Source organism: Flavobacterium sp. C3NV (assembly GCF_046825355.2).
In the GTDB taxonomy this organism is placed as follows: domain Bacteria; phylum Bacteroidota; class Bacteroidia; order Flavobacteriales; family Flavobacteriaceae; genus Flavobacterium.
On the sequence record NZ_JBKQBJ020000006.1, the window covers coordinates 324,779 to 339,871 of the forward strand.

Sequence of the window (15,093 nt, forward strand, 5' to 3'; positions counted from 1 at the left end):
GCTATTATTTCATTATGGTTGGAGTCAAATTGAGAAAATGTGATTAGAATTTTGGAATATACTTTTCTATTTTTCTTTTAAATTTGAAGATCTCTTTTTCTATGGTAATAATAATTGGATAATTATCAAAATAATCATTACCTCCTTTAAAATGAATTAGGTCTTTTTTTTCCTTTACAGCATCTGGTCTATCTAATCCTAAAGTCTTTATCTGATTTACTATAAAAGGAAATAATTGGTATTCATTTAAAACTAAATCTCTGGCTTTTGAGATCGCATCCAGATTTTCTTCCCATTTATTAGAGTTTACAGTTTCTTTTAAAAATAAGTCAATATGCTTATCATTAGGATCTATCTGAATAAAAGAATTTTCAGGAAAATAATCCTCAATTCTGTTACAGCCAAAATACAATGGCATCGTATAACTTAAAAAACAATCTGTAATTTTTTCTGTCCAATTATAATCACTTTGAAAATTTTCGTAAGCGATGGCATATTTAGCTGTATTTAATACGTCCCATTTATCATTAACAGGTTTTATTCCTCTTCCATAGAGATGAACAAAAGACAAAGGCTTAATAGTGTCTAAAAAATCCATTCTTTTATTATGTCCCTTTGATGTTCTTTGATTACTTGTTACCCAGACAATCTTATTTTCTTTCTGTAAGCTCTCAACTTTTAAATCCTTAAGAAAATCAAAATCTTTGTCGATATGCCAAGGCAATGCACCATGAGAAAGAATATTATTTTTTTTTATTTCAAATTGGTTAAAAATCCACTTTACATTTTTATTTGCATACTGCCTATATTTAGAAACCTCATTTGCCGGTTCTAAACAAATATGTATAATATTGTTTTTATTTACTTGTATAGAAAAATCATTTTTAGGATATTCTAAAATTACCAGATAATCGCATTCTTCGATAACATCTTCTGTAAATGCATATTCACCCCATTTCATAGTATGATTGGGTGTCTGTCTCTTGAGGTCAGGATAACTGAAATAACGCTCTATTTTTATTACCATATTTTAAAGTCAAATCTGTTCATATGTTTTACGAGTTCTTTTCCTTTAATGTTAGTAATCAAAATCCGATTGATTTTTTTACTTAATTTATTTCTATAATTTGAGTAATTGTTATTCGCTAGCAGCATTCCTAAACAGTTTAGTTCTTCAACAACTTTAAGTGTCTGGTCATTATATGAACCATGAGGTAACGCCAAATATGATATTGGTTTTGTAATTAGTTTATTTAATTTTTCGATTGAATATCTTAATTCCTCTTTCTGTTCCTGATAACTTAAATTCTTAAAAGGGTAATGATTATGTGTATGTATCCCAATATCTATTAATGGGTGATTAGAGATATATTTAAGTTCTTCATTACTTAATGATCTAAAATGTTCGTTATCGAAAAAAGGGATTTTATTTAATTTTTCGAATTCTAAAAACCATCTTTCCTTTTTCTCGGTTGCTAGTTTACTGATAAAATTTGAAATATCGGCATAAGAATGCATTTTTTTTGATACTTTTTCTTTAGTATCCGGAAGATAAAAAAAAGGTTCGCAATACATATAGTCAAATACAAAACGATCCCACCAAAACTCTTTTTTACTATCTATATTTAATGTAGTTACAAAAATAGTTGCCGGTATTTGATATTTTTCTAAAAGAGGCAAAGCATTTAGTAAATTATCAGCATATCCGTCATCAAAAGTAATAACTATTCCTGTTTTTTTTAATGCACTCCAATCATCTGACAGTCTAAGAATTTGATAGTTTTTTTTGAAATAGCAAAGCTGCTGTTCAAAACTAACCAGATCAACTGTTAAGTATTTTAATTCATTTCTAACCTCATTACTTATTCTATGATACAGTACCACTAAAACTGGTTTTCCTGATAGAATCCGTTGTTTTGCTTTGTTGAGTTTGTAATATATGGTTTTAAGTTTAGTTTTCATTAATTAGATAAATCTCTAAATTGTTTTTGGTGGTTCAATTGCCAAATATCTGCTTTTTGAAGACATTCAAGAAATAATAAATTACTATTTCCTTCGCCAAAATCATTTTCTACATTTTGAACTTTGTGCGAATCGATAACAGAAAGTGCTTCTTTTATGCCTTGCTCAGAATAATCTGTATTGATTATATCTGCATGAACTGCTCTATTTTGCTGGCGCGTCCCGATATTTATAATTGGAATGCCATAATATGGTGCTTCTCTTATTCCTGCACTGCTATTGCCTATAATGAATTGACTATTTTTTAGTAATGTTAAAAAATATTCGAAACGCAGCGAAGGAAAAATTCGGAATCTTTTATTTTCTTTTAATCTTTTGTATTCGTCAAGAATAAATTGGCTTCCTAAATCGTTGTTAGGAAAAATAACAATGTAATTATGATTGTCTTGCAATAGCGAAGTCACAAAGTTTTCGACATGTTGTTTCATTTCCTTGATTTCAGTCGTAACGGGATGAAACATTCCTATTGCATAATTTTCAAAATCAATTTTGTAATAAGTCTTTACAGTTTCTAAATCAGGTAATTGATTTGAAAACATAATATCAACATCTGGCGAACCAATGGTAAAGATTGATTCTTTTATTTCTCCCATTTGTATCAATCTTTTTTGGGCTTGCTTGTTCGACACAAAATGAATATGACTCAACTTACTCACACTATGACGAATTAACTCATCCACAGTACCTGAAACTTCGCCCCCTTCTATGTGTGCCACTAAAATATTATTTAATGATCCAACAATGGCTCCTGCTAATGTTTCGACCCTATCACCATGAACAACTATCATATCAGGTTTTACATCTTTGCAATAAATCGACAATCCTTCGATTGTTTTTGCCAAAGTCAAATCCATTGTCGTTTCATGTGTATGGTTTTTAAAAGTATGTATGTTTTTAAAATTACATCTTTCAATTTCAATTAATGTATAACCATAAACTTCCTGCAAGTGCATTCCGGTAATGAAAACATAGACTTCAAAATCTTGTTGCTTTTCAAGAGTCTCAATTAGGGATTTTATTTTGCTAAAGTCGGCACGAGTGCCAGTAAGAAATAGAACTTTTTTTACTGAATTACTCAAAATTTCTCAGGTTTATTAGATAAAAATTTCAACAAAAAAAAGAATCTTTTAAAAGCATAAAATGATTCTACCAAAAATATTTTACCCCATTTTAGAATTGATCCTATCAAGCCTTTGATCACACTTTTATAACTATTAGAAGTATTCCATAATTGATATCCTCCTATCGTTTCATTTTTAAATCTAAAAAAATTTTGTCTATGACTTCTATCAATATCATAACAAAAAATAGAAGGTGAAAACTCGATATCAAAACCATTTTTGATAACTCTCACTGACCATTCTTTATCCTCCATTGTTGTTATATCATCTTTAAACTTATGTAATTCCCAAACTTCTTTATTGAATGCTGAACCACAAAAAATCAAACCCGATTTATTTGGGTCTGTTTTTGAAGAAATAGAATTAATGTAATTTTTAAAATCATTCTTATTATGCAAACATCGCAATCCTGCTAAATTATTATTTTCGTTAAATTTCTTTATTATCAATTTAAAAAAATCATGACTAACTGGATAAGCATGAGCACTAAAAATGACCACAATATCATTTAAGGCAGACTCTGCTGCTAAATTTGCACTGCCTCCGTAACTAAATTTTTTAATCTGTACTAGCTTTGCATTGTATTTATTGATTACTTTTTCGCTATCATCATCAGACATATTATCAATGACAATTATCTCATCGATATCTTCCTGATAACGCTCTCGCAAATTTTTAAGTAAAAATTCCAACGCTTCAGATTGATTTTTATTTCTAATTACAACAGATATTTTATTCAAAATGCGACTTGGTTAATTGTTCATCGTTTGCAATATCTTTTAAGGCCACTTTTCCCAGCAAATCATTAAAATATTCTGCCAGAATTTCGCCAGTTCCAGGGCGCTTCACCCAGATATTATCTTTAGTAAAAACGTCTCCTTTTTTTATGTTTTTAATTGTACAAACAGTTGCAAATGCAAAATCGATAGTAACTTGTTCTTCAAGAGCTGGTTTTTTTGTTCCACCACGCATTAAAGCAATTTCTGCAGATGATACAATTAATTCCTTACAAGCTTTTTCATCCATACTGCAAACAATATCAGGGCCTTTTCTTTGCATATGATCTGTAAAATGCCTTTCTAAGATACTTGCACCTAAAGCTACAGCACCTAAACACGCATTATTGTTTAAGGTATGATCACTTAAACCAAATATTTTATCGGGAAATGCTTCGTGTAATTCTATCATTGCACCAAAACGTACTAAATGAATTGGTGTTGGGTATAAGTTTGTCGTATGCAACAATGCTACGGGAATATTATATTTGTCGAAAATAGCAACTGCTTTTTGAACGCTTTCTATCGTATTCATACCAGTGCTTAAAATTACCGGTTTCCCGAATGAAGCGATATGTTCCAGTAACGGGTAATTGTTACATTCTCCGGAACCAATTTTATAGGCCGGAATATCAAATTTCTTTAATCGTTCTGCTGCAGCACGGGAAAATGGTGTCGAGATAAAAATCATCCCTTTACTTTCGACATAATTTTTAAGTTCTAATTCTTCATTTTCATTTAGAGAACAACGCTCCATGATTTCGTAAATAGAAACATCAGAATTACCGGGAATCACTTTTTTTGCAGCTCCACTCATCTCGTCCTCTACAATATGTGTTTGATGTTTTACTACTTCAGCACCTGCACGTTTTGCCGCATCAACCATTTCTTTGGCAACTTGCAAAGAGCCTTCATGATTAATCCCAATCTCGGCAATGACTAAAGGAGGGAAATCCGGTCCAATTTTTCTTCCTGCAATTTCTATATATGAATTCATAAAGTAGATTTTACGATTTTAAATGTTTATGGTATAAATATTCTGTATAGTCAAAATCGGCTTGTGTATCAATATCAACATTGGCAAAAATATGATCTATTTCGAAAGGAAAAGCATTTTTAGAAATAATTATATCATCAAAAACTAATCTGGCTTTTGCAATATATAATAAACCGTTTTCAAAATACAGAGGATCAAGATCCTGGCTTCTTTGACCTATTTCGTAATTATACGGAACAAATTTCTGATCTATTATTTTTCCAAATTTCCTATGATTTCTCGTAACCGTAAATAAGCTTTCATACTTTTCTTTTTCGTATAAGTCAAACGTTTCTTTTAATAAGTTTTTTGGCCGGAGTGGATTGGTAGGCTGAAGCAATACTATATTTTCTACATCTGAATCAATATTTTGAAGAACATGTTTCACTGCGGAAATAGTGGGTTCAAAATCTCCTGAAATTTCCTCTGGTCTATCAATAACTTTTGCTCCAAACGCTAAAGCAACTTCTTTTATTTTTTTATCATTTGTCGAGACATATACTTCGTCTATCATCTTATTATTTGCTTTAGCATATAAAATACTATGTGCCAATAATGGAATCTGATCTAATAAAAGTACATTTTTATTAGTCAATCGTTTTGATTCTCCCCGAGCCGGAATAATAGCTATAGTTTTCATATAAATTATTTATCTTCTGGTTTCCAGTATAATTTTGTATCTTCTAATTTTTGATATTTCTTATATTCCTGCATTGATAATCTATTTGTATTTTTAATGATTTTTGGAGTAGAAAGAAACAAATTTATCAAGGCAAAAAAGATAGCTTTTAAAGCTTTTAAGTCTCCTTTTAAAACTTTGGTTTTAAATTGTACCATTAGTGAATATCCTAACTTTTTAGGAATAACCGAAAGTGGATAAAACAAAAAATACAGATACCAGCCGGAACGCAATGATCTTTGTAAACGCAAGCTATAATCTGTATTTTTTTTTCTGGATTTTAAATCTACTCTGTGATTCACTAAAATTTCAGGTAAATAGTATACATTCCATTTCTTTTTAAACATCTGAAAGGAAGCAAAATCTTCTTCACCATAAAAAACAAACCATGCAGGATAATTTGGAATATCTCGCCAAGCCGACATTCGCCAAACATTTGCTCCACCGGCAAAACTTTTCGTTTGATGTAAAACTTCATTACAATTAGTTGTTTTTGGCTCTTCTAAATTCCAGTAAATCCTAAAACTGAACAATCCTGCTTTAGAATTTTCAGTAAAAGCTTTCTCTAAAATTTCTAAAGGATTTTTGGTAACAAAATGTAAATCATCATCAATAGAAATGGCAAACTCAGATGTTACTAAATCCATTAATCTATTTCGGCTATAAATTAATCCTTTGCTTCTTTTATTCTGTATCAATTGAATTTCGGGATAATTCTCCTGAATAAATGAATAAGTTTCATCTGTCGAGCCGTCGTCACAAATAATACACGTTACATCTTCCCGATCTAATAAATACTGGATTTTTTGTAGTGTAAAATCCAAATCATCTTTGCGGTTTTTAGTTGTAATAAGGATAGAAAATCTTTTTTCAGCCTGCATTTATTTAATAGTTTCTAATCATGTGTTTAGGCAATTTTTTATTAACCAAAAATATTTTCATTATCCGTTTAATTGAAAAAATTTTCACAAATACTCTGTTTTTTATGAAATATAATATCTTGCTAGTTTTTCTTCTTTTCTTAAAATCATGTCTAAAAACTACATTTTCTCTTTCAGTTTGATTGGATTTCTCTAGCATCCAATCTTCAATAACATTTCCCATGTGATAGGCATAATTTTCCTGAGTTGTAACTCTCCAGTAATCTTTATCAAGGGGTAATTTATCAAGATAGCTCTCAGAATTTCCGCCCATTTTATAACCTATATAAGATGGTAATTCCCCAAACATCTCTTTTTTATAAGTTGCTACAAAATGCCCGGAACCTGGCAGAACATTAAGATTCTCATTAATTTTCAATGCCAGGTTATAGTTCAAATAATCTTGATTATAGTCTCTATCCCAACCCAAACTATCATAGAATTTGATTAAAGCTTCTCTATTTTTTACAGGAATAAATTTTAGATTTTTATTGAAAAAATTATCAAAAATTATATTACCACAATAATGTTCATACATTTTAAATTGAGGAACTATACCCACAACTCCGGCATTAGAAACATGAGAAAATACTTTTACTGTTTCGCTTTGCCAATTGGATAAAAACAATACATCTGAATCTGAAATCGTAACCAGTTCTATAGTATTACCTGCTAAACCTTTTAATATCGAGTTAAGTTTACCAATATTACCGGTATGAATTATTTCATGTATTTTACCTTGTTTAAATAGTAAATCTAAATATTCGCGAATAATTATATCACTTCCATTATTAACTATACTAATAAATGTTTTTTTATGAATTGTAGCAAATAAAGATTCTAAACAGATCTTTAAAATTGCAAAACTATCTTTAAAATATCCTTCCTGAATTGGAATATAAACAGGAATTATAACCTGATGCGTAAACTCAGAATTTTGTTGTGGCTCATCTTTATGTGGATTAAAACCTACTCGCATCTTATTTATTAAATATAATTTTTAGTCTGTGAAAAACTCTTTTCTTTAGCTTCATTAGTTTTAGAGCAAACGTATCATTCTTGATCTGTTGTTTAAAGAAAGTTTTATTTTTTGAAATAATTTCAGGAAATGTTCTTTTTATCTCAAAATAAACACTAAGCTTTTTTTTGTTTAGAAACGCTGAATTAAAATCTTTGTATTTTGCATGATACAAGGCTTCTATTATTTTCCAGCTATCAACAAGACTCAAAGCTTTATCTACTGTTTTTAAAGAACTTAAATTGTCATTAGAAATATTTTGCCTGTACAAAACATAAGTCTCAGGCTCAAAAATTATTTGATCGCAATTTAATACTACTCTAAAAAAAAACTCACCATCATCATTTATAGTTAAATTTTCGTTCCAGTATCCAGAAAGATTTATTAATTCTTTATGTATTAAAAAACTATGACATGGAAAAAAGCCTCCATGTAGCCCTATCAAGTCAAAGTATTCCTTTGAATGACTGAATCTTTTATAGTCATGATTGTTTTCAAATAAATTTATTGGATCAGTAAGCTGAGTAAATTTCCCCCATTTGCAGGTTGAAATCGTAAAGTTGCTTTCGCCTGATAAAACTGCAATTTGTTTTTCTATTTTATTTGGAGCCAATATATCATCTGAATCAAGAAACTGGATATATTCTCCTTTTGACAATTGTAGTCCAAGATTTCTTGAACTACTGGCTCCTTTAACAATTCCGTCCGGTTTTGTAGTAAACAAAAACCTACTGTCGTTTATCACGAACTCATTTACAAGTTCTTTGGTTGAATCTGTAGAACTATCATCGACGATTATGCACTCCCAATTGTCATAGGTTTGCGACATGACACTATCAATTGTATCTTTGAGAAGGCTTGCCCTATTATAGGTTGGAATAATAATTGAGACTAATGGTTGCATTATTTGACACTAATTAAAAATCTTCTAATACATTTAAAAAACGGGACAATTTTAAAGTTTTTTAAATACAATTTGATCAAAAATAACCAATCTTTTAATTTTAGATTTCTATTTTTTTTTATTGCAACTTCATACATGAATAATAAATGTAAACGCTGATTTTTATCAAAAATATCTAAATTCTGAATTAAAATATCTTTATAAAAATCTTCTGAAGCCTTATGCTTTAAATCTTCATTATCTGTTTTCCCGCTTATGCTAAAATCTGATATTCTAACAAAAACATTACTTTCATTTATACTGTAAATACTTTTTTTATCCGAAAAATCTAACCATGCTTTATCATCACTATGCCAAGCTAATGGATAACTTTTAAATCCATATTTTGAATAACTTTCTTTGCTAAAAACATATTCAGACAAGGAACTTCTTGTTTCTCCTCTTACTCTTCTAAAATAAGAATCGGATGCTTTTTCCAATACCGGATGAGTATAAAAGTTGGTGTTATTATTGTTTCTTTCGCCTACTCTTTTAGTCGCATATCTTACAATGTGGGTTTTGTTGTTGAATTCATCAAAATTTTCATACCATAATTTTACGATATTCTTATCTAAGTAATCATCATCGCCCAAAATCATAATCCATTTTTCATCGCCCGTAAAAGCAATACATCTATCCCAATGTTGCGATAATGATATGCTGCCTAAATTGTTTTGAAAGGATTGATAAGAGAAATCAAACTTGCCTGTGTATTTTTCTAAAAGCAACGACGGATTTTCAGGGCTGGCATCATTGCCTATGTATACTTTGAATCTTTTATCTGTTTGGCTGGATAGTGATTTTAAAGTTTCTTCAAAAAAAAACAATTTGTAATATGGTATAACTATCGCCAACATTTATTTCTTATTTATTTTTCCGAAAATTGTAAATCCAAAAAAAGTTTTACAAAACAAATCAATTACAAATTTTTCGCTTTTTAGTTTAGCATAAAAACAGTCTATTTCTTTTTTCAAATTATCATTTAGAGCTCCAAAAGAGCCTAATTGTTCGACAAAAAAATCAGCATGTTTTATGCTTAAATAATTAAACAGGTTCTTTTTTATTGCACCTTCTAATTTTTTTTGTCTTGATATTAGTTTTATTCTATAATAAAAACCTGTTATATCTAATCGTAAAACGTTTCCTCCATTTTTTAATATTGCAATCCAGAACTCCCAATCTTCGAGTCCGTCAAGCATACGATTATCATAACCCTCAACTCGTTCCCAATCTGTTTTTTTATATAATGCAGAACAAAAAATCATATTATCTAATGCTAATGACTGGAGTGAAAAGGGAGGCAATTTCCATTCGCCATTTTCGTCTCCAAATTTTTCTGCTTTACAATAAACTACTTTCAACGAAATGTCCTTTTCAAAAGCCTCTATTGCATGATTTATATAATCTTTAGCAATTTTATCATCTCCGTCTATTGGAAGAATATATTCTCCAAGAGCATTTGTAATACCTAAATTTCTTGCACTGCTAACTCCTGCATTTTCTTGATAATAGTATTTAAATCTTTTATCTTTTGCAATCCAATTTTCTGCAATTTCCATTGTATTATCAGGACTGCCATCGTTAATAATAATACATTCCCAGTTTTTATAGGTCTGATCTAAAACAGATTGCAAAGCTTCATCAAGATATTGAGCCTGATTGTAGCATGGAACTATTATTGAAACTTTTGCGTCTTTCATTTTTTACTGTAGAAAATTATTGATTTCGCAAATAATTTAATTTCATGCAATGCCTTTAATTTAATTTGCCAATTGTATTTAATTTTCAAATATTGAAAATAAATTATCGGTGAATATCTTTCTCTTTTTAAAAAGTAATCTTTAAATAGATTGTTCTGAATCTCAAACAGGTATTTTTCAAAACCTTGTTGCTCAAAAAAGGACTTTTGATTGGCTAAAAGTAATTTGCTTTTTAAATCTTCAAACTGATTCATTTCTATAAAAGAAAAGGATTCTCTTCGTGCTATTATTTTCTTTAAAAAATCGTGTGTCTGATCGTTCTTTTCAAAACCGAGATTATTCAATAAATTAATTTTTATTTCTAATGCGATATTTCTTTGTTGTTCATTCCTTTTATGAGATACCTGCGAACTATGAACGCGATAATGAAGCAAAACTTCTTGTAAATTATGTAATTTTCCTACTGCTAATAATCTTGTCCAAAGATCATAATCTTCTGCCGGTTCTTTTTTTGCGTCATAAATTAAAGAGAATTTATATAAATAACTTTTCCTGATCATTACCGTTGGGTGTGCTATGCAGCAATCCTTAAGCATTGCTAATTTTATAGCATCATGATGTTCCGGAACGGTAATAATTTTATCCCTGCCAATAATATTAAAGAAAGTACCAATGAGTACTGTTTCAGGATTTGTGTCTAAAAAAGCAACTTGTTTTGCAAAACGTTCCGGCAAGCTTATATCATCACCATCCATTCTTGCAATATATTCTCCTTTTGCAATACTTAATCCGTAATTTAAACTATTGGTGTAACCTGAATTTTGAGGTTTAACTATTAGCTGTATTCTTGAATCCTGATATGTTTTTATAATTGATACTGTCGAATCTGAAGAGGCATCGTCTATTAATATAAATTCGAAATCTGTAAAGGTTTGATTTAAAATGCTCTCGATTGCTTCTTTTACATAAAGTTCGCAATTGTAAACTGGCATTAAAACCGTTATTTTGGGGGATGGAGACATTATTTTATTTCTTTTTCAAATAATTCTATATCCGCTGTAACCATTTGTTTTACGATATCATCTAAATTAAATTTTGGTTCCCATCCTAAAACTGTTCTTGCTTTTGTAGAATCTCCTATTAACAAATCAACTTCTGTTGGTCTATAATAAGCGGGATCTACTTTTACAATTTCTCTGTCTGTTTCTAATTGATATTTTGGATTTGAACATGATTTAACTTTTCCAACTTCGTTTTCGTTTTCTCCTTCAAATTCTAGTTCAATACCACATTGTAAAAATGCCATTCGAACAAATTCTCTTACGGGAGTCGTTTTACCAGTCGCAATAACAAAATCTTCTGGTTTGTCCTGCTGCAAAATTAGCCACATCGCTTCTATATAATCTTTTGCATGTCCCCAATCTCGTTGTGAATTCAAATTTCCTATATATAAAGTATCCTGCAAGCCTAAAGCAATTTTAGCCGTTGCCATCGTGATTTTTCTTGTTACAAATGTTTCTCCTCGCAAAGGAGATTCATGGTTAAATAAAATCCCGTTGCAGGCAAACATATTGTATGCCTCACGATAGTTTACGGTGATCCAATAGGCATAAATTTTTGCCACGCCATATGGTGAACGAGGATAAAATGGTGTTTTTTCGGTTTGTGGTACTTCTTGTACTAAGCCGTATAACTCTGAGGTTGAAGCCTGATAAACTCTGGTTTTTTCTGCCAGACCTAAGATTCTAACGGCTTCTAATAATCTCATTGCTCCTAATCCATCAACATTTGCAACATATTCAGGGGTATCAAAACTAACTTTTACGTGAGACATTGCCCCTAAATTATAAATCTCGTCTGGTTGTACTTCCTGAATTATTCTTATTAAATTGGTAGCGTCAGATAAATCCCCGTAATGAAGAATAAATCGAACATTTTCTTCGTGAAGATCTCTAAATAGATGATCTATACGTTGTGTATTAAAAGATGATGCTCTTCTTTTTACACCATGAACTTCGTAGCCTTTCTCTAATAAAAATTCTGCTAAATAAGCTCCGTCCTGACCTGTAACTCCGGTTATTAATGCTTTTTTCATTTTTTATATTTTAACCCAGCTTGTCGGGATTATGTCATTAGTATTTATTGAATCGTCATTAAACCAAAGTTTTGGAGCAATTACAATTTTATCAGGATTGTTATTAAGCCATGCGCCCCACCAACTAAAACTACTGTTTGCGATAATATTATGTTTACACGCTGACATTAATATTAAATCTTCAAAATTTGTAAAAGCATCATTAAAGTCAATAAAGACAATTTCATGGTTTGTTGTAAAATTTGCTTTAACCCAATCCATATCATCCGAAAAAATAAAAAACACAGGATTAATAACCTTACTTCCTATTATTTCAAGTGCTTTGTTATAATATTCGTCTTTGTTTGTATTGTGTAATGCATTGCTTAAATAATCTCCTCTTCGGATGTGTATTGAAACAGAATTTACAGATTCAATTTTTTCAATTGCATCTATAGTCTCTTTTTTAAATGGTGTTCGTACTTCAAAATCATTCCGGATTTCTTTTTCGTGTTTTATAAAATATTTCTCTGACTGAAAATAACCCTCCAGAAATATCGCATCTCCTTTTAAAATAACCAAATCAGGGTTGTATCCAAAATCGACTTCTTTATAAGAAGTTTTTTTTTGATAGAAACTTTTTATTTTTCTTAAATATCTATTGGGCTTTTTGTATGCTTTTGAAATAACATTAAAATGATTTAAAGCATAATTATGTAATTTATAACTTTCGAATTGTGATACATCAAGATAAAGCTTTTGCTTGGTTTCTAATGCCAAAGCTTTAGCTGCTGCATATTGAAATAATTGATTTCCTAAACCACCTATTAGCTGAACTACAATCATTTATTTTTTCAATAAATTCTCAATGATTACTAAATCTTCTTCAAGAAGTTCTGGATAGTTACCGCAATAAAAACCATTTGCATGCATCATATCTGCACCTGGCATATCATACAATTCTTTTACATATTTTTTATAAAAAGGCTGTTCCTGCATATTTCCGGCTATCATAGGTCTTATTTCGACTCCTGCCTGTGTAAATTTATCCAGATAATATTGTCTTAATTCTGGTGTTTTGCAAACAAACGGAAATGCGAACGTAGACAATCTATTGATATGATTGTGTTTTAGATATACAAAATCTGAGTTCTCTTTTATAATATTTTCTATACGTAAATAATTCTGCTCTCTTTTATTGATGTTTTCTTCTAAAAACTGCATTTGATATTGCCCCAGAAAACCTGTAATTTCTGTAGGTCTAAAATTATATCCTAAATCATAGAAGGTATATTTGGCCTGAAATTCTGATTGAATATCAAATTTTCCTCTCCATTTTTCTTGTTGCTCAGTACTAAGATTTCTATCCCATCCATTGGCTCTTACAATTCTAAGCATTTCGGCAAAATCATCATCACTGGTGCAAACCATTCCGCCTTCTATAGTTGACATGTGGTGTGCAACAAAAAAAGAAAAGCTTCCTCCAATTCCAAAATTGCCCGTAGTTCCCTGAGGGAGTTCTGTACCTAAGGATTCGCAATTATCTTCAATTAAAATAATATTTCTTTCCTCACAAATTTCTTTTATAACCTCTATATCTCCTGTAAAACCTAAAATATTTGTTATAAATAAAGCTTGCAAATCCGTCGTTTTTAATCTTTCGATAAGATGATACGACATGGTATTCAATGTATCAGGCTCACAATCTAAAGCTACAGGAATCATTCCTAATTGAATAATTGGCATTGTATTAGTCGACCAGGTTAATGCTGAAAAAGCTACTTTGTCACCGTCGTTTAGTTTTCCTAAATTCTTTAACGCCTGCAGCATAGCTAGATTTGCGCTACCGCCACTATTATATAGCACAGCATGTTTACACTTTTGGTACTGAGCAAATTTATCTTCAAATTTTTTGCATTCAATATCCATACTCAATCTGTCTGCATTAAGGATGAAATCAGCCAAAGCTTTTTTAGTTTGTTCTTCTCTAAGAAATGCTTTTCGCATTAGTGGTATTCTCATTTTTTAATTTTATTAAAATATGGTTTTTCTAAGTATTTATAGATATAAATTGACAACACAACGGCAAAGGAAAATAATATTACATATTCTAAAAGCATCGAAATAAAACTAGATATATTTAAATACATCATCAATTTAGAAGTAAGATTTAGTTTTGTAATTATAAAACAATGAATAATATAAAAAGAATAACTAACCATTCCTAATAATTGCATAAAGCTATTAACTAGCAAAAATTCCAATCTATTTCCTTTTATTAAATTACCAAGAATTATCAAGAAAAAACCTATTTGAACTGTTATATAAAATAATGCACTATGCAGTTTACTTGTTGTAACAAATGCTACCCAATTAAAGTTTTGCCAACCATACATTTGAAAAAAGATGATACAAAAACCTATACTAACAATCAATTCTTTGTATTTTAATAAAAACTTAGATTGATTGATTTTTGTATGATACTTTGCTAAAAGAATGCCAAAAAAGAAACCTAAAAATCTAATCGGCTCTTCTATGATATGCTGTTTAACAAAAAAATGAATTAAGAGGATTGATATGCTTATTAATGACAGAAATAGAATACTTGTGGTAATTTTATTTGGAAGTAAAATATATAATATCCCTGCCAGAATATAAAAATATATTTCGTAAACCAATGACCATGTGACAATGACAATACTTGAACTTGAATTAAAAATATTTAAAAAAAAGATATTGTCTAAAATAATCTTTATATTAAATCCATTATAGATTATAAAAGGGATAATTAAAATAAAAATAAT

The 15,093-nt window shown here is 29.8% G+C and carries 16 protein-coding genes; all 16 read right to left on the reverse strand.

The window, feature by feature from the left end:
- Window positions 1-43 precede the first annotated feature (43 nt).
- Complete coding sequence (locus ACIDC4_RS11670; RefSeq protein WP_412043759.1) at window positions 44-1,027, reverse strand: glycosyltransferase family 10 domain-containing protein; 984 nt, start codon at window positions 1,025-1,027, stop codon at window positions 44-46.
- Window positions 1,021-1,962: a polysaccharide deacetylase family protein gene (locus ACIDC4_RS11675; RefSeq protein ID WP_412043758.1), complete on the reverse strand. Its 942-nt coding sequence runs from the start codon at window positions 1,960-1,962 to the stop codon at window positions 1,021-1,023. Before ACIDC4_RS11675 ends, ACIDC4_RS11670 begins: the two co-directional genes overlap by 7 nt.
- Window positions 1,962-3,101 carry a UDP-N-acetylglucosamine 2-epimerase gene (neuC, locus tag ACIDC4_RS11680; protein WP_412043757.1) on the reverse strand — a complete coding sequence of 380 codons (1,140 nt, stop codon included), beginning with the start codon at window positions 3,099-3,101 and terminating at the stop codon, window positions 1,962-1,964. Before neuC ends, ACIDC4_RS11675 begins: the two co-directional genes overlap by 1 nt.
- Window positions 3,098-3,883 carry a glycosyltransferase family 2 protein gene (locus ACIDC4_RS11685; RefSeq protein WP_412043756.1) on the reverse strand — a complete coding sequence of 262 codons (786 nt, stop codon included), beginning with the start codon at window positions 3,881-3,883 and terminating at the stop codon, window positions 3,098-3,100. Before ACIDC4_RS11685 ends, neuC begins: the two co-directional genes overlap by 4 nt.
- Window positions 3,876-4,916 (reverse strand): N-acetylneuraminate synthase, encoded by a 1,041-nt coding sequence (neuB, locus tag ACIDC4_RS11690; RefSeq protein ID WP_412043755.1) that lies wholly within the window; start codon window positions 4,914-4,916, stop codon window positions 3,876-3,878. The genes ACIDC4_RS11685 and neuB overlap by 8 nt, the downstream gene beginning before the upstream one ends.
- Window positions 4,917-4,926: 10 nt before the next feature.
- Window positions 4,927-5,595, reverse strand: a complete 669-nt coding sequence (locus ACIDC4_RS11695; RefSeq protein ID WP_412043754.1) for an acylneuraminate cytidylyltransferase family protein — start codon at window positions 5,593-5,595, stop codon at window positions 4,927-4,929.
- Window positions 5,596-5,600: 5 nt separating this feature from the next.
- Window positions 5,601-6,515 carry a glycosyltransferase family 2 protein gene (locus ACIDC4_RS11700; protein ID WP_412043753.1) on the reverse strand — a complete coding sequence of 305 codons (915 nt, stop codon included), beginning with the start codon at window positions 6,513-6,515 and terminating at the stop codon, window positions 5,601-5,603.
- Window positions 6,516-6,519: 4 nt separating this feature from the next.
- Complete coding sequence (locus ACIDC4_RS11705) at window positions 6,520-7,533, reverse strand: glycosyltransferase family A protein (RefSeq protein ID WP_412043752.1); 1,014 nt, start codon at window positions 7,531-7,533, stop codon at window positions 6,520-6,522.
- A 1-nt stretch (window position 7,534) separates the two neighbouring features.
- Complete coding sequence (locus ACIDC4_RS11710; RefSeq protein ID WP_412043751.1) at window positions 7,535-8,476, reverse strand: glycosyltransferase family 2 protein; 942 nt, start codon at window positions 8,474-8,476, stop codon at window positions 7,535-7,537.
- Window positions 8,476-9,372, reverse strand: coding sequence for a glycosyltransferase family A protein (locus ACIDC4_RS11715; RefSeq protein ID WP_412043750.1), 897 nt, complete (start codon window positions 9,370-9,372; stop codon window positions 8,476-8,478). The genes ACIDC4_RS11710 and ACIDC4_RS11715 overlap by 1 nt, the downstream gene beginning before the upstream one ends.
- Window positions 9,373-10,215, reverse strand: coding sequence for a glycosyltransferase family 2 protein (locus tag ACIDC4_RS11720; protein ID WP_412043749.1), 843 nt, complete (start codon window positions 10,213-10,215; stop codon window positions 9,373-9,375).
- Window positions 10,212-11,237, reverse strand: coding sequence for a glycosyltransferase family 2 protein (locus tag ACIDC4_RS11725; protein WP_412043748.1), 1,026 nt, complete (start codon window positions 11,235-11,237; stop codon window positions 10,212-10,214). Before ACIDC4_RS11725 ends, ACIDC4_RS11720 begins: the two co-directional genes overlap by 4 nt.
- Window positions 11,237-12,310, reverse strand: coding sequence for a GDP-mannose 4,6-dehydratase (gmd, locus tag ACIDC4_RS11730; RefSeq protein WP_412043747.1), 1,074 nt, complete (start codon window positions 12,308-12,310; stop codon window positions 11,237-11,239). Before gmd ends, ACIDC4_RS11725 begins: the two co-directional genes overlap by 1 nt.
- 3 nt (window positions 12,311-12,313) lie before the next feature.
- Complete coding sequence (locus ACIDC4_RS11735; protein WP_412043746.1) at window positions 12,314-13,135, reverse strand: alpha-1,2-fucosyltransferase; 822 nt, start codon at window positions 13,133-13,135, stop codon at window positions 12,314-12,316.
- Complete coding sequence (locus tag ACIDC4_RS11740) at window positions 13,136-14,311, reverse strand: DegT/DnrJ/EryC1/StrS family aminotransferase (RefSeq protein WP_412043745.1); 1,176 nt, start codon at window positions 14,309-14,311, stop codon at window positions 13,136-13,138.
- Window positions 14,308-15,093, reverse strand: a 786-nt coding sequence (locus tag ACIDC4_RS11745) for an acyltransferase family protein (RefSeq protein ID WP_488381141.1), incomplete at its 5' end; no start/stop codon positions are given. The genes ACIDC4_RS11745 and ACIDC4_RS11740, both read right to left, overlap by 4 nt.

Excerpts from the sequence above, each read along its gene's own strand:
- ACIDC4_RS11735 (WP_412043746.1), bottom strand. The coding sequence starts at position 13,135 with ATGATTGTAGTTCAGCTAATAGGTGGTTTAGGAAATCAATTATTTCAA.
- ACIDC4_RS11700 (WP_412043753.1), bottom strand. The coding sequence starts at position 6,515 with ATGCAGGCTGAAAAAAGATTTTCTATCCTTATTACAACTAAAAACCGC.
- ACIDC4_RS11740 (WP_412043745.1), bottom strand. The coding sequence starts at position 14,311 with ATGAGAATACCACTAATGCGAAAAGCATTTCTTAGAGAAGAACAAACT.
- ACIDC4_RS11675 (WP_412043758.1), bottom strand. The coding sequence starts at position 1,962 with ATGAAAACTAAACTTAAAACCATATATTACAAACTCAACAAAGCAAAA.
- gmd (WP_412043747.1), bottom strand. The coding sequence starts at position 12,310 with ATGAAAAAAGCATTAATAACCGGAGTTACAGGTCAGGACGGAGCTTAT.
- ACIDC4_RS11720 (WP_412043749.1), bottom strand. The coding sequence starts at position 10,215 with ATGAAAGACGCAAAAGTTTCAATAATAGTTCCATGCTACAATCAGGCT.
- ACIDC4_RS11725 (WP_412043748.1), bottom strand. The coding sequence starts at position 11,237 with ATGTCTCCATCCCCCAAAATAACGGTTTTAATGCCAGTTTACAATTGC.
- neuB (WP_412043755.1), bottom strand. The coding sequence starts at position 4,916 with ATGAATTCATATATAGAAATTGCAGGAAGAAAAATTGGACCGGATTTC.
- ACIDC4_RS11715 (WP_412043750.1), bottom strand. The coding sequence starts at position 9,372 with ATGTTGGCGATAGTTATACCATATTACAAATTGTTTTTTTTTGAAGAA.
- ACIDC4_RS11670 (WP_412043759.1), bottom strand. The coding sequence starts at position 1,027 with ATGGTAATAAAAATAGAGCGTTATTTCAGTTATCCTGACCTCAAGAGA.
- ACIDC4_RS11710 (WP_412043751.1), bottom strand. The coding sequence starts at position 8,476 with ATGCAACCATTAGTCTCAATTATTATTCCAACCTATAATAGGGCAAGC.
- ACIDC4_RS11705 (WP_412043752.1), bottom strand. The coding sequence starts at position 7,533 with ATGCGAGTAGGTTTTAATCCACATAAAGATGAGCCACAACAAAATTCT.
- ACIDC4_RS11695 (WP_412043754.1), bottom strand. The coding sequence starts at position 5,595 with ATGAAAACTATAGCTATTATTCCGGCTCGGGGAGAATCAAAACGATTG.